Annotated in this window: 11 protein-coding genes; 2 read left to right on the top strand and 9 right to left on the bottom strand. The window is 40.6% G+C overall.

Annotation, left to right across the window (positions count from 1 at the left end):
* Window positions 1-420 precede the first annotated feature (420 nt).
* Window positions 421-792: a hypothetical protein gene (locus J3U67_RS06560; protein WP_267404363.1), complete on the top strand. Its 372-nt coding sequence runs from the start codon at window positions 421-423 to the stop codon at window positions 790-792.
* 164 nt (window positions 793-956) lie between these two features.
* Window positions 957-4547: an SIR2 family protein gene (locus tag J3U67_RS06565; RefSeq protein ID WP_267404365.1), complete on the top strand. Its 3591-nt coding sequence runs from the start codon at window positions 957-959 to the stop codon at window positions 4545-4547.
* A 97-nt stretch (window positions 4548-4644) separates the two neighbouring features.
* Here J3U67_RS06565 and J3U67_RS06570 read toward each other — a convergent pair whose 3' ends face one another.
* The 9 genes from J3U67_RS06570 to J3U67_RS09225 all read right to left on the bottom strand — a co-directional run bounded on the left by J3U67_RS06570 (window position 4645) and on the right by J3U67_RS09225 (window position 15386).
* Complete coding sequence (locus J3U67_RS06570; protein ID WP_267404367.1) at window positions 4645-8475, bottom strand: DUF3683 domain-containing protein; 3831 nt, start codon at window positions 8473-8475, stop codon at window positions 4645-4647.
* Window positions 8476-8814: 339 nt separating this feature from the next.
* Window positions 8815-9504, bottom strand: coding sequence for a DUF799 domain-containing protein (locus J3U67_RS06575; RefSeq protein WP_267404369.1), 690 nt, complete (start codon window positions 9502-9504; stop codon window positions 8815-8817).
* Window positions 9504-9863, bottom strand: a complete 360-nt coding sequence (locus J3U67_RS06580) for a DUF4810 domain-containing protein (protein WP_267404371.1) — start codon at window positions 9861-9863, stop codon at window positions 9504-9506. The genes J3U67_RS06575 and J3U67_RS06580 overlap by 1 nt, the downstream gene beginning before the upstream one ends.
* Window positions 9864-9887: 24 nt before the next feature.
* Entirely contained in the window at window positions 9888-10550 is a 663-nt protein-coding gene (locus tag J3U67_RS06585) for a CsgG/HfaB family protein (protein WP_100151643.1), read from the bottom strand.
* A gap of 119 nt (window positions 10551-10669) precedes the next feature.
* Complete coding sequence (locus J3U67_RS06590; RefSeq protein ID WP_267404378.1) at window positions 10670-11413, bottom strand: pseudouridine synthase; 744 nt, start codon at window positions 11411-11413, stop codon at window positions 10670-10672.
* Window positions 11410-12567 (bottom strand): THUMP domain-containing class I SAM-dependent RNA methyltransferase, encoded by a 1158-nt coding sequence (locus J3U67_RS06595; RefSeq protein WP_267404380.1) that lies wholly within the window; start codon window positions 12565-12567, stop codon window positions 11410-11412. The genes J3U67_RS06590 and J3U67_RS06595 overlap by 4 nt, the downstream gene beginning before the upstream one ends.
* Before the next feature lie 604 nt (window positions 12568-13171).
* Window positions 13172-14230, bottom strand: coding sequence for a bifunctional transcriptional activator/DNA repair enzyme AdaA (locus tag J3U67_RS06600; RefSeq protein WP_267404382.1), 1059 nt, complete (start codon window positions 14228-14230; stop codon window positions 13172-13174).
* A 380-nt stretch (window positions 14231-14610) separates the two neighbouring features.
* A complete protein-coding gene (locus J3U67_RS06605; RefSeq protein ID WP_267404384.1) occupies window positions 14611-15063 on the bottom strand; it encodes a hypothetical protein in 453 nt (150 codons plus the stop codon).
* An 80-nt stretch (window positions 15064-15143) separates the two neighbouring features.
* Complete coding sequence (locus J3U67_RS09225) at window positions 15144-15386, bottom strand: RHS repeat-associated core domain-containing protein (RefSeq protein ID WP_416384677.1); 243 nt, start codon at window positions 15384-15386, stop codon at window positions 15144-15146.

The raw sequence follows: 15386 nt of genomic DNA on the forward strand, positions 1-15386 counted from the left end.
TGCTGCGTTCAATAGCGCAGCCAGCTTTGACAGGCTGATTAGTATGACAGACAACACCGCCAATAATTTATTGTGCGATTTGATTGTCTGAATTCCGTGCCAGTGGTGTGCTTTAAACAGTGAACCATGGCAAAAGGTTTTCTGCCTACGGTTCATACTGTTTGTCAGTCAATTTGTCTTATGCTTGCCAGTATGGAAGTAGGCTTTCTCAGAGTTATTATGAAAGGCTACCAACATGAAAGCAATTCAGCAGCTTATCCCATGCAGTGAATATCTGCATCTGTCTTCCCTTCTTTTATCATAACCAGTTGCACGGTATGCGGGTAAATTGAAAGACTATTGTGCTTTAAAAGGAACAGTAGCAAGCCGTCAATCAAGCGAACACCATTATCAAACCAGCAATCTTGGCGGAGGTGTACAATGACACAGCAACAATATATCGACGCAAGCCTGAGCAACAGCCCCGCCTTACTGCTTGAGCAGGCCAGTGAGCTGGCCATTATTCAAGACAAAACCCAAACCCCCGCAGAAAAAGCTCTTATGCTCAAACAGCATGAGCTAAGTACCATCATCGAATACTGCCAGAGCACCAGCCGCAACATCGATTTTCTTATCAGCACCCTCGGCCAGCTTCAGCTCGAACGCCAGCAAATCAACAGCCAGAGCCTGCTGGTAGACAATCAAAATATGCTGCAATTTGCAGGTATACTTAACATCTTGCTTTCTAGCCTGAAAAACAGTATTAATAGCATTGAAAGCAGCTGCAAAATGATTACTAGTTCTTATTGCTGATACAGTTATAGTAACAATTAACACGCTTATCGCTTTCACGGCTGTAAGCGTTTTTTTGCTGCATTACAGTATTCATTTGCCTAGCTTAAATATTATCTACGGCAAAAAGAAAAGCTGATTTTTAGCAAGAACCATAAAAATTGGTTTACTGGGGGTATAGAAATATGAATAAAGATGATATTACAAGGTTAGCCGATTATCCTTTAATCGAAAAATTGGCGCAGGCTCTCTGGCAGCGTGATAAATTTGGACACGGAGTGGCGATTATGGTTGGCGCAGGTTTTAGTCGTTGCGCAGCTACCACTTACGATACTGATAAAAAACTACCTATTTGGAGAGATTTAGCCCAAAAATTGGCTGATGAATTGGGTGAAAGTGAGCATACCGACGCATTACGACTGGCGCAAATGTATCAAGATTATTTTGGGAAGGCGAGACTATATGATTTACTTAAAAGTGAAGTTAAAGATGAAATATGGGAACATACTGAACTTTATAAACGATTATTAAAATTACCATGGTCTGAGGTTCTAACTACTAATTGGGATACATTGCTGGAACGAGCGTCTAAAACTATACACGAACCCATATACAATATTGTGATTAAACAAGAAGATATGGCTAGCTGTCATTCGCCCCGTATTGTTAAATTGCATGGCACAATTAATGTAAGCAGTGATTTGATATTCACACAGGAAGATTATCGCTGCTATCCGCAAAAATATGGCATTTTTGTTAATTTTGTCCGACAGGTATTTGTTGAAAATGAATTGTGTTTAATTGGCTTTTCCGGTGATGACCCCAACTTTTTACAATGGATTGGCTGGGTAAGAGATAATCTCCAATCCAATGCTCGTCGTATTTATCTGGTTGGTGCACTAAATCTTTCAGCAGCTAAAAGAAAATATTTAGAGAGCCTCAATGTGGCTCCTATTGATTTATCTGAAATTGTTAAGGAATATGATGATAGAAATTTGCAACATAAAACAGCAACAGAATTATTTTTAAATCAATTGAATAAATTGGTTCCAAAATATGAATATGATTGGAAACCAACAGAGCTAAATGTAAATATTCCATGTGACGACAACTGTGATATTGAATTAAGTTTGCAAAATTTAATGCTTCCAATTTTGAAGAAAGACAGACTTTCTTATCCAAATTGGTTGGTATGTCCTTATGAACTTCAGATGAAGATTTTAAAAAATTTAGAAGATTTAGATTCTTACTTTGAATTAAAATATAAATTAAGTGAAATCTCTAAAGAGTTGTGTGATAAAGTACTATATGAAATTTTTTGGTTGCATCAAATAAGTTCTAAACCGCTAGATGAGGATTATATAAAATTATTTTTAGAAATCTATGATTCGACGCTACCCAGCAAATTAACAATGAAGCAGCAATTAGAAATTGCATTATTTTTATTAAAATATTCCAGATGGGCAAATGAAAATTCAATTTTACATAAATATTTAGATAAAATAAATAATATACTATACAGCAATTTTTTGTATTGGCCAGAATTGAAAAGAGAATTGGCTTATCATCAATCAATAGTTGCTCTTGATAAATTGGATTATCAAACTGCTGAAGAAAAATTAGATGAAATTGTTGATTCTGATCCAGTTTGGAAGCTTAGAAAAGCTAATTTACTAGTCGAGTTGGCTGAATACGAAACAAGTGCTTATTTGGTGGAGCAAGCTGTTTATGAATTATCGATAGATTATCGTAATAATCATAATTCTATATACTTTCTTTCCAGATTTGCTTGGGCTAGATACTTAGATAGAATAATAAACAAGGTTTCATACAATAAACGTTTAGAAGTGTTTGACCAAGCACTTACAATCAAAAAATGCAATCCGTATGATTTTTTGTTTGAGCTTGCAAAAGAAATTAAAAAACTTTTAGAAGAACAATACGAAGAAGAACGTAGTTACAAACCAACTCCTGCGTTTAATTCCGGACATTATATAGATAATTCAAATACATTTTCATTCCCGAGTCCTTTAAAAATTACTCCCCTTATAACAGAAATTCGATTAGATAATCTTTCTACTACTATTGGGATACCATATCGATGGCGAAGTATCAATTTACTAAGTGAGGAAGCATTTAAATTATCAAAAATTGATGAATTAAATAAACTAAAACGAATTAGTATTATTTCCCGTTTGGTTAATAATGCACAATCTGATAAAATTGAATATATCTTCAGTCGTAACAAGATTGCGCAATTGAATGCTCAAGAAGTTAATTTGTTAATTGATTATTTTGATAAAGCTGTAAAATATTGGATGAAGAAAGCATCAAATAATCATAGCAAAAAGTATACTAAACTTCGTTTATCTATTTATTTAGAATTTTTAGCAAGACTACAAATTAGAAATTCGATTAATAATGCTAAAGAAACATTCAAATTGGCAATGGAAATCGGTTCTAAAGGAGTTAAAAACACTAGTATTTTTAAATCTTTAAGCCATTTAATTTTGTATTCACTGCAATCCATACCTAAAAATAAGCACAGTGAGTTTTTGGTAGATATATTAAATTTTCCATTGGTAGATGATAATGATTATCCTAATGTAATTATATATTATCCGGGTACGCGCGATGGAAATATAAAGATTACTTATTTGATAAAAAATCTGATTAATACACTTGCAATAAATCAAATTTCTTCTGGAACTGGGCAAAAAATTTTATGCCGTTTGTTGCCCTTAATTGAAAATAATTTTATAACTATAGAGGAAAGAGAAGAATTAGTTAAAATTATATATGGAAAAAATTTCGATTTTCTACATTTACCTAGTTCATATAGAAATGAATATAAATATGTGAGCGTTTTGCTGGCTTTATGTCCAGATAATAATCTGAATAACATTAAAAAATTAATAGCCGATAATATTTATTCTTCAATTGAACAAAATGAGTTTGATGAACAAAAATTAGAAATTATAAAAAATTTAGCTTCAAAGCCATTGAATAATATTTTGCCTACTCCAGAGCAAGCTGTTGATTATTTCGATAAGCTAGTTAGTTGGCGTTTTTCAGAGTCTGAAGACTTTGATTACTATCTAGATGATTATTCCACAGAAGAAAATATTGCTGAATTTATTGGTTTGGTACTTTATACAGCAATAGTTCCTATGCTTCCGGATGAGGATAAAAATCAAAGTCGGTTTAATGCACTTTGTAAATATCTTTCAGAGGTAAAATTTGAAGCGGCCGTTGTTGCATTAATACCCTTTGTTTTACATAATGGTGCTTGGAACGGAGAAGTTCAGAGAATAATTCGCAGTGGTCTAAGAAGTGAGAATATTCAAACAATTAGTTATTCTGCTAAGGCAATTTATGAATGGGGACGTGGGCTTAAATCAGATAAAAGTGTTATCCGGCCATTAATTGAAAAATTAATATATATGATTGAATTAGGTTATTTTCGGGGATTAGTTGCTGTTTTGGCAATGGTTAATAAGATGCTTAATGATAATTGGTTAACTGCTAATGATATAAATAATTTAATTGAAAATTTACCAGAGTTATTTGAGAAAGCAGACTATATGAATTATGAAGAAGAAAATGAAGATGTGATCGTAATTTCAAGTATACGAGCAGAATGTGTCAAATTAGCACGTGATATTCTGAAACAAAGAAATGAACCAATCCCAGCTTTACAAAATATTTTGGATAAAGCTAAAAACGATGCATTGCCAGAAGTTCGATTTGCGGAACAAGATGAATATTGTAAATAAATATCTTTTATGCATATTTATTTCAATGGTTAAGATTAATATTTTATAAAAATAAGGTTGCTCCATATTATATGGCAGCAACCTTGTTCTTTATTACTTACAACAACACTCGTTCAATTCCCCCATTGCTGGCTTTTTGCACAAATTCATCCTGCCAGTTTTCGCCTAGTATATGTTTGGCCATTTCAATCACGACATAATCGGCTTTGATATTGGCATCGTCGGTATATCTGCTAAGCCCTTGCAGGCAGGCGGGGCAACTGGTGAGTATTTTTACTGGTTCGCCTTGCGGCAATTTGGCTTTGCCTTTTTCGATTTCTTCCAGTTTGCGGAAACGTACTTGTGTGGCGATATCGGGGCGGTTGACGGCAAACATGCCGGATTCACCACAGCAGCGGTCGGACAGGGGCACGTTTTGTCCCATCAGTTCGTTAACTACTTTGATTGGCTGGGTAGTTTTGATGGGGGTATGGCAAGGGTCGTGATACAGGTATTGCTGACCTTTGATGCCATCGAGTTTCAGCCCTTTTTCCAACAAGTATTCGTGGATATCTAGTACGCGGCAGCCGGGGAAAATTTTGTCGAAATGGTAATCGCTAAGCTGGTCGTAGCAGGTGCCGCAGCTTACGACTACGGTTTTGATATCGAGATAGTTGAGGGTGTTGGCTACGCGATGGAAGAGGACGCGGTTGTCCATGGTGATTTTGTCACCTTTGTCTTTGTTGCCGCCGGCGGTCTGCGGATAGCCGCAACACAGGTAACCCGGTGGCAGTACGGTTTGCACACCTACATGCCATAACATGGCTTGTGTGGCTAAGCCTATCTGGCTGAACAGGCGTTCGGAGCCGCAGCCGGGGAAGTAGAAGACGGCTTCGGTTTCTTCGCTTACCTGCGGATTGCGGATAATCGGTACGGTGGTGCTGTCTTCGATATTAAGCAGGGCACGCGCGGTTTTAATCGGTACGTGACGCGGTAGTGGCCGATTTATAAAATGGACAACTTGTTCGCGGATTTCGGGTTTGGCGGTGGTGGCACGCGGGGCGGTTTTCTGGCGTTTGAGCCAGCCTAGGCTGAAGTGTTTGCCCATTTCGTAGCCCCAGTTTTGCAGTCTGAAGCCGGTTTTGATTACGCCTGCGCGCAGGGCTTTGATGGTTCTGGGGTCGGTGGCGTTGAGAAAAGCCATGCCCATGTAGACGGTGGGGTTGAATTTCTTTTTGCCAGCTTTGCGCAGGTAGTTGCGCATGGCAACGGTTACGTCACCAAAGTCAATTTTTACGGGGCAGGGTTTGATGCAGCGGTGGCAGACGGTGCAATGGTCGGCTACGCTGTTGAGTTCATCAAAGTGTTTTAGAGAAACGCCGCGGCGGGTCTGTTCTTCGTACAGGAATGCCTCGGTAAGGAGTCCGACGCCAAGGATTTTGTTGCGTGGGGAGTAAAGCAGATTGGCGCGCGGTACGTGGGTGCTACACACGGGTTTACATTTGCCGCAGCGCAGGCAGTCTTTGATGGAATGGGCAATTTGGCCGAGTTCAGACTGCTCCATGATTAGGGATTCTACGCCGAGCAGTTCGAACGATGGGGTATAGGCTTTGTCGAGGTTGGCACCGGGCATCAGTTTGCCACGGTTAAAGTGGCCATGTGGATCTACTTGTTTTTTGTAGTCCCAGTAAGGCTGCATTTCGGCTGTGGTGAGGTAATCTATTTTGGTGATGCCGATGCCGTGTTCGCCGGAAATCACGCCGTTGAGGCTGCGTGCCAGTGTCATGATGCGGTCTACGGCCTGATGCGCGGTTTGCAGCATGTCGTAGTCGTCGGAGTTTACTGGTATGTTGGTGTGGACGTTGCCGTCTCCGGCATGCATGTGCAGGGCAACGAATACGCGGCCGCGAATGATGTGGCGGTGGATTTCGTCGAGTTTTTCCAAGATGAGGGTGTCGGTTTTGCCGCTGAAGATTTCTGCCAGAGGCTGCATGATGTCGCGTTTAACGGAAACACGCAGGTGAAAGTCGCGCATGGCGATAAAGCAGCTTTGGTCTGAGACAGGTTCGTCGTCTTCGAGTTTCTGTGGGAATTGTTGCAGATAGTCTGTCAGTGGTGCATCGAGATGGTTTAGCAGCCATGTCCAGCGACTCTGGATGCTGGTGACGTAATCCAGTGCATGTTGTTTGCGTGAACCGAGCAGTTCGGCACTGGACAGGTCGGTGTCGAGTTTGTCTACGGGCAGTTTGGTTTGCAGGTAGTCGATGATGGCGGCGCACAAGGCCAGTTTGTTCTGGATGGACAGTTCGATGTTGATGCGTTCGATGCCGTCGGAGTAGCTGCCGAGCTGTTCTAATGGGATAACGACGTCTTCGTTGATTTTAAAGGCGTTGGTATGGCGGGCAATGGCAGCGGTACGGGAGCGGTCGAGCCAGAAAGTTTTACGTGCTTCGGGGGTGACGGCGATAAAGCCTTCGCCACAGCGGGCATTGGCCAGCCGGACGATGTGGGCGGCGGCGGATTGTACTTCGTTTTCATCGTCGGAAACGATGTCGGCCAGTAATACCATTTTCGGGCGGCCTTTGCCGGCTGCCTTGGTGGCGTAGCCGACGGCGCGGACGTAGCGCCAGTCGAGATGCTCCAGCCCCGCCAGTTTGACGGTTTTGTGGTTGAGCATGTAGTTGCGCACTTCGACGATGGAGGGGGTGGCGTTGGCTACGGTGCCAAAGAATTCCATGCACACGGTGCGGGTGTATTTGGGCATGCGATGCAGTACGAAGGCGGCTGAGGTGATGATGCCGTCGGTGCCTTCTTTTTGTACGCCGGGTACCCCTGCAAGAAATTTGTCGGTAACATCTTTACCGAGTCCGACTTTGCGGAATCGCTGGCCGGGCACTTCGAGGCGCTCGGTTTTGATGATGGAATAGCCATCGTTATCGAGAGTGTGGATATCGAAGATGGCGGTGGTTTCGTCGTGGATTTTGCCGAAGTTGTGGCGCACACGTTCGATTTTCAGCCACTGGCCCTGGGGGTTAACCATTTTCCACCAAGCGAGGTTGTCGAGGGTGGTACCCCATAATACGGCTTTTTTTCCGCCGGCGTTCATGGCTACGTTGCCGCCGATACAGCAGGCATCGGCTGAGGTGGGGTCGACGGCAAATACCCAGCCGGCTGCTGTGGCGGCTTCTTCTACGCGGCGGGTAACGACGCCAGCACCACAGGTGATAACGGGGTGGGTGCCTTCGAGTCCGGGTAATTCTTGTAAGGCTACTGGGCTATACTGGTCGAGTTTTTCTGTGTTGATAACGGCGCTCATAGCCTCCATGGGGATGGCACCGCCGGTGTAGCCGGTACCGCCGCCGCGCGGGATGATGGTTAGTTCAAGCTCTATCAGGGCGCGAACCAGCGGGGCAACTTCTTTTTCGTGGTCTGGGTTGATGACAACGAAAGGGTATTCGATGCGCCAGTCGGTGGCATCGGTGACGTGGGTCACGCGTGCCAGACCATCAAACATGATGTTGTCTTTATGAGTGATTTTGCGCAGACGGTTGAATACTTGCTCGCGTTTGCTGCGGGTTTTGCCGAAGCTGCTGTCAAAATCGTTGATGGCCTGTTCGGTGCTCTCTATGAGCTGGGCAACCTGCTGGTTGTTATCGCGCCGTTTTTGAATTTCGTTTAGGCGGTGATGCATTTCTTTGACCAGTGCCTGTTGACGGTGCTGATGTTCGAGTAAGTCATCGATAAGGTAGGGGTTGCGGATCACTGCCCAGATATCACCCAGTATTTCAAACAGCATGCGTGCAGAACGACCTGTGCGTCTTTGTTCGCGCAGTTGTTGCAATAATTCCCACGACTGGCTACCTAGAAGCCGGATAACTATTTCTCGGTCTGAAAAGGAGGTGTAGTTATAGGGAATTTCGCGTATGCGCTGATTGGTCTGTGTGCTCATTAAACGTGTTCCGTTCCGCTCTGCTGGCGTTAAATTAATGAATCTGTAAACGGGTTATTTTAACTGATTTACGCTGTATTTCGCATTTTTGTCTGCTGACAATTTAGGTGAAAACGAAATGTGTGGCAATGGAAAAATCTGACGATGTAATGGGATTTTGTTTCATGTATAAGTTGTCAGTCTGGTTTGCTATGGTATTGTTTTTAGATATTTTCAGCTTATAAACAATATTATTGTTGTTTATTTGTTGTATTTAGGTTTTATTATGTTTTTGAAATTTCTGATATTTTGTCATTTCATTAAAAAAGCCCTTTAATTTGAATTAAAGGGCTTTGGGATTTATTGGTTTTGCACAGGAGGTAGCTGTGTGACCGGTTTTTGATAGGCTGGGTGATAGGGGCCATAAAGAATACCATCTGTCCTGCCGGCAGAAAGCAGGTTTGCTTCAACATTTCCGGCTAGGTCAAAAGCAGAATCTTTTACTTTGTCTTTAATCTGGGATATTAGAGCAGATGTGACTGCGCTGAGAAAACCCTGATTTCCGTTATCATTGGAGTTAACGGTAATTTTTTTTGCACCTGTCCAAATGATATCACCAGTTTTGGCATCTACTAATTTAGCTGAAACGCTTACTGTGGTAGTGCTGTTGATCACTTGATATTTGGTACCGTAATCATCGATATCCATATACAGAATGGCATCTGGATTATAGACTTGACGAATTTTCTTCAAATCAACAGCCTGTATTTCTGCACCGTCATTTAACCCGTTTTCTTTAAAAGTCTCATTGACTATAACGACTGGAAATACATAGTAGCCTGATTCTGCCAGTGGCCTGGTTGATTGAGCTAAGACAGCATTGGGTGCTTTTACTTCTACTGATGAGCTAGTTGGCTGTACTACCAGTATAGAACGGGGGTTAGTGCGCTGAAATTTGCTGTAATCGTAGGGCTGTTTCTGTGCAGTGGTGCCACATGCTGAAAGTATGGTGGCTACAGACAAGGGTAATAATAGTTTGATTAATCGCATTATGATTTTACTCCGGCTACATTTTTGAGCAGAAAGTTCATGTAGGCGGTTGATTCAGGAAACGCTTGTTTTTCCATTTCAAACTGAGTCTTGGCTCCGGCTAAATTACCTACTTTGGCATAAAGCATGCCCAAATGTGCATGGGTACCGGGGGCAGCTTTAGCCTGATTGCTTTGTGCATCAAGGAAATATTTTTCCATGTTGGCTATTTGTTCCTGAGGGGTCAGGGCATTATTAAGGGTCTGATATTGCTGTTTGTTGAAATCTCCCCAGTAATAAAGAGTGTGAGCTGGCTGATTGTTCTGAGCACACGCAGCCAATAACAAGGCAGCTATGGCCGTTGTTAAGATATGTTTCATTTTTGTTTTACCTAATATTTATTTTTAAGGTTGAGGATTCCATTGTCCTTTATCTATACCGCGTACTAGATTATTAACTGCTTCGCGGATAGCCAGATCCAAAACTTTTCCATTTAATGTGGCGTCGTAGCCTGCATGGCCACCGGTACCAAGTATTTCTCGTGAAGAGAGTTTGAATTCACCAGCACCTTGACTTGAGAAGACAATTTCGGAGGACTGAACGTCTACGATGCTCAGTGTAACTTTGGCATAGGCTACTTGTGTTTTACCCTGTCCTAGTATGCCAAATAGTTGCTGATCACCAATATTTCTGCGACCGAATTCAGTTATGGCTCCAGTTACTACGTAGCGCGCACCCTTAATTTTCTGATTCATTCCTTTGAAATTTGCTTCGTTTTTGATTTCATCCATGTTGCCACGGTCGAGAACTGAAAAACGTCCGGTTTGCTGCAAATCTGCCATTAAGATGGTTTTAGCCTGACTGGTCAATTGGTCTGTACTGTTACTGAAAATACCCCCGCCCATATTGCCACGGCTATCAAATTTACCCACTGCCAATGGAGCTTTTATACCATTGTATGCCTGCTGATAGGTTTCTACTTTAGGTACATTTAAAACTTGTGAGCTTTCGGTGGCACAGGCTGATAATAAAAATGCGCTTAATACAGTTAAATAAAATTTATTCATGGTTATTTATGTTAAATTAATTTGGGCAAAGTATATAGAGACTGTTTTTTTATGTCAAAATTATATTAGTTGAAATCTGAAGTAAATTTTATTACTAGATTTCTCTATTAATTTTAGTATCAGAATTTTTCCTGTGGGCTCAGGTAGCGCCATTGGCCGGGGGGAAGGGCACCAAGTTTGATTCTGCCCATGCGGACGCGTTTTAGTCCAATCACTTTCAGGCCGACAAGTTCACACATGCGTCGTATCTGGCGTTTTTTACCTTGTTTCAAGATAAATTTCAATTGATCCTGATTCTGCCAGTTTACTTTGGCCGGCAGCAATTTTTCACCATCCAAACTAAGACCGTGGTTCAGTAGTGCCAAGCCTTTATCATCTAAACGCCCGCTGACGCGTACTAAATATTCTTTTTCTATGCCACTGTTTTCACCTATTAGCTGTTTGGCAATTCGCCCATCCTGAGTGAGGACAAGTAATCCAACAGAGTCGATGTCCAGCCGGCCGGCCGGTGCTAAATGGCGTGTATGGGTAGCCTGAAAGTGAATGGGGTTTTTGTCTTCCAGCCAATGATTGGTTTCGGTAATCAGTTCGACGGCTGCTCGATAGCCTTTTTCCGGTTGCGCACTAACATAGCCAACAGGCTTATTTAAGAGGATGGTGACACGTTCGGCTTGTTGGCGGTGTGCCTGCCGGTTGAGGTCGATGCGGTCTGAGTCTAGTACTTTCTGTCCTAGTACAGCTGTAACGCCATTGACTTTTACCCAGCCTTGTTCGATATAGCTGTCAGCTTCACGGCGTGAGCATAAGCCCAATTGTGCCATGCGTTTGGACAGACGTTGTACTTCGTTCTGTTCGGTTGTCATGCTTTGTGCTCTTTATTTCGATTAGAACCGGCTACCATGTCCAGCAGGAATAGGCGGCAATCCAGATTGCCATTGAAAAGCGGAATCTTGCGTTTGGGCGACAGGCGCATTAGTTTGGGCATATCTCGATCGGCACTGAACATACCAATCAGCCAGCCGGCAAAATGTTGTTTCAACCAGCTTCCCATTTGAGGGTATAAAGCGTGTAGTAACTGGATTTCAGACAAGCGCACACCGTAGGGGGGATTGCTGAGCATAATACCGTTGGTACCATTGGGGCGGGTATCCAGCGCATCGGCAGTCTGCCACTGGATATACTGGTCTACATCGGCATAGCGAGCATTATTTTGAGCTAATACAATCAGTTTCCCATCAATATCTGCACCAGAAATCGGTGCTTGGGGCTGGCATTTTGCGGACAATGCGTTACGGCGCAGCTGCTGCCATAAGGTAGCATCGTAATTGAGTAGGTGTTCAAATCCGAAAGCACGCTCTAGGCCGGGGGCGCTGTTGCTGGCTATCAATGCTGCTTCTATGGCGAGGGTGCCGCTGCCGCAGAATGGATCCATAAAAGTCTGACTGCCGTTGTAGCCTGCCAATAACAGCAGTCCAGCGGCCAGATTTTCGCGTAATGGTGCTTCGCCAGTGTCACTGCGGTAGCCTCGTTTGAATAAGGCTTCACCACTAGTATCCAGATAAATGGATAGTTCGTTTTTTTCGATAAAAACATGAATGCGAATATCGGGCTGAAATTTTTCCACGCTGGGTCGACTGCCGTTTTGCTCGCGAAAAACGTCGCAAAGGGCGTCTTTTACTTTGAGGGCAGCAAAGTTCAGGCTGTTGATTTGCGCCTGTTTGCCTTCGATATGTATTTTGAAGGTTTTTTTAACGTCAAACCATTTGGTCCATTCGACTTTTTTTGCTTGTTGGTAAATATCGTTTTCGTTGCGAAAATGGCCGCTACTGAGGCGCATGAGTACACGGCTGGCTACGCGACTATAGAGATTGATGCGGTAGACTGTGGCTAAATCGCCGTTAACGGCTACACCGCCATCGCGAGGGTGAATCTGTTCGCAGCCCAGCTTTACCAGTTCCTGATTTAATATGGTTTCCAGTCCGCGCGGGCAGCTTACAAATAAAGAATAAGAATTCATGCAATACTTTATAAAGAAAAAATGATTATGCTTGTTATGATCAAGCATGTCTGAATGGTGTGATTGTAATATTGAAGTCATGTATTGACTATGGTTTAAACAGGCTGATGCGCAAATTTGAGTGATTAAGTGTGAAACTGTATAGTGGATAAAGCCAATTGGTTAGCTGTAATACAAATCACGATCGTGCTGATTTTAGTCTGATTGGGCTGTGTGAATTTTTTCAAGTATTGGATAGTGTACCTAAAGTAATTAAAATCTGTTACGAAATCCAAATAATATGATGTTTAAATATAAAATTATTCGAATAGTAAATTAAAATTTCGTTTACTGATTGATTGAATGAATCAATACATTAATGGTTGATATATTTATAAGCATGCCTTCTATCCATTTTCCTAAGCTATAAACTTTGGATACTTAATTTGAAATATTGTGGTACTTGTTTTGATTCAGTATTTTTTATTACCGGATTAGGTACATATTTGATAATAAAATTTCAATAATACTTATAATTTTAGTAACAATCTTCAATTAGTCTTTACCAGAACTTAAAAGGATTAGTCCGATTGAAGCGTGTTTTATAAAATGAGGTTTTTAGTTGTTATAAATGCCGATGGCTTTTTTCGTGATTAATCAGCCATTGTTTGCGTTCTAATCCACCGCTATATCCGGTTAACTGGCCGTTAGAACCAATTACTCTGTGGCAAGGAATGATGATGGCAATTCGATTCAAGCCATTTGCATTGGCTACTGCTCTGACTGCATTAGGATGGTTTAGTTTTTCGGCTTGCTGTTTGTAAGTATATAGTTCGCCATAGGGGATGGTTTGTAAACATGCCCAAACGGATTGCTGAAATGGTGTCCCCGGGGTATGCAGGGTGACGGTAAAATTTTTTCTTTTTCCTTGAAAGTATTGCTCAATTTCTGCTCTGGCTTGTTGAATATGATTATTTACACCAAATATGATTGTTCCATTTAGTAATTTTTGTAATTGCTGAAACTCCGTCTTTAACATTCGCCGGTCTACAAATTCCACTAGACAAATACCTTGCTGCGTGGCGCATATAAACATTGGGCCTATAGGTGTGGATAAACGATTAATCAGGATAATATTGTTTTCAGCATGGTTGGAGGGGGCATTTTTGACAAATTTTTTATATGTATAGCCAAAACCACTAAGTGATTCATAACCATGGTTGAATGCTGTATCCGTTATTTTTTTGCCGCTTTTCAATTCTTGATAAGCCAGATTGATTCGGTACATACGTTGATAGGTTTGATAGGTAATGCCGTAATTTTTTTTGAACCAACGCCGAACGATTTCCGGACTGATATGATGCTCTCTTAGTACCGAGTCGGATATCTTTATCTTGGGATTTTGGCTAATCATTTTGATTGCTTTGATTATTTGCTCAGGCGCTTCATCTGCATTTTCGGTAGGTCGGCAGATTTTACATGGCCTATAACCCGCATTCAGGGCTTCTTTTACGCTTTGATAAAATACAGTATTTTCAAATTTCGGTTTTCTCGCTCTGCAAGTAGAAATACAAAATATTGAAGTTGTTTTCACTCCTACAAAGAAAATACCAACATATGCAGGATCTTTTGCAAGTAAAGCCTGATAGTATTTCTGAATAATGTTTTTATCTGTTATGGGCATGTTTTAGCTACCTAGATTTTTCTGACTTAGTTTTTGTGGCTTTGCTGAGCAATCGATAATGTGTTGATTATTAAATCTGATGAAATGATGTTAATGAAAAGTTTGTATCAGTCACAACCGAAAATTTGATGACTATTTAAATACGAAGAATAATATTGCTGCTAGCTTGGGAGCTGGTAAATGAATTTCGATGAAAATCCTTCATCAAAAATAATTAAAATATAAAAAGAAACTGAGATGCGTTAGATTAATTTATTGTCGAATTTTCAGTTAATAGAATAGTTATGAATTTGAATTTCATAAATATTTTTGTGAAGTGTTAATATCAACAATAAGTTTAATTTTTCTAATCTTTATATAAATTATTTCGATTAATTGATTTACAGGCAAATTCGTTCTAATTGTTCAATTTCCGATTGATACCGATTTTCTTGAATTTTATTGAAACCAGAAAGTTTATTAAAAAAATATAATGCATGTTCAGACATAGCTTTTATAAAATATTTTTTATTTATTAAAACTTCAACTTTCAAATTACTATTAACACTAACCAGTACATCATTTCCTATCGGTTTTAGTTTTATTTCAATTGGTTGGCTCTCGAAATGTGTTTTAAATTCGTTATTGTTTTTTATCTGCTCCAATCCTTGAACTAAATTAGCCCATAGTTTATCAATATAATCACACATATTATATTTCAATAAAATAACACGGTTTATATTCAGATGTATGCTGCCCTCAATATTATTTACATCTTTAATATCATAATGATATGCTGAAAAATTCATAAATTGATCATGACCTATTTTTATAAAAGTATTTATTTCAATCACTATTAATTCCCTTTTGGGATTTGGTAAAAATTGTTTTATATAAAGTTTGTAAATCTTAGCATATACTTTTTAATTCAATATTATAAATTTCTATGATTTATTTTTTGATTATTAAGATTTCTCAAAACATCATTTATAGACGTTTCAGAAATAAAAGAAGCTCTTTTTGGTTTATACAGATACAAATTAAACCCACCCAGCAACCCAATCGGGTCCGGCTGCGTGAATCTGCCTATATCCGAGTCATAGTACCTGAAAGTATTGTAATGTAAGCCCGTTTCTCTGTCTAAATACTGTCCCTGATACCTCAGGTTCTGTTGTAT

Source organism: Snodgrassella sp. B3837 (assembly GCF_026535955.1).
Taxonomy (GTDB): Bacteria; Pseudomonadota; Gammaproteobacteria; order Burkholderiales; family Neisseriaceae; genus Snodgrassella; species Snodgrassella alvi_E.

Bases quoted from the DNA above. Each gene is read 5' to 3' on its own strand.
- J3U67_RS06560 (WP_267404363.1), top strand. From the start codon at position 421: ATGACACAGCAACAATATATCGACGCAAGCCTGAGCAACAGCCCCGCC.
- J3U67_RS06565 (WP_267404365.1), top strand. From the start codon at position 957: ATGAATAAAGATGATATTACAAGGTTAGCCGATTATCCTTTAATCGAA.
- J3U67_RS06570 (WP_267404367.1), bottom strand. From the start codon at position 8,475: ATGAGCACACAGACCAATCAGCGCATACGCGAAATTCCCTATAACTAC.
- J3U67_RS06575 (WP_267404369.1), bottom strand. From the start codon at position 9,504: ATGCGATTAATCAAACTATTATTACCCTTGTCTGTAGCCACCATACTT.
- J3U67_RS06580 (WP_267404371.1), bottom strand. From the start codon at position 9,863: ATGAAACATATCTTAACAACGGCCATAGCTGCCTTGTTATTGGCTGCG.
- J3U67_RS06585 (WP_100151643.1), bottom strand. From the start codon at position 10,550: ATGAATAAATTTTATTTAACTGTATTAAGCGCATTTTTATTATCAGCC.
- J3U67_RS06590 (WP_267404378.1), bottom strand. From the start codon at position 11,413: ATGACAACCGAACAGAACGAAGTACAACGTCTGTCCAAACGCATGGCA.
- J3U67_RS06595 (WP_267404380.1), bottom strand. From the start codon at position 12,567: ATGAATTCTTATTCTTTATTTGTAAGCTGCCCGCGCGGACTGGAAACC.
- J3U67_RS06600 (WP_267404382.1), bottom strand. From the start codon at position 14,230: ATGCCCATAACAGATAAAAACATTATTCAGAAATACTATCAGGCTTTA.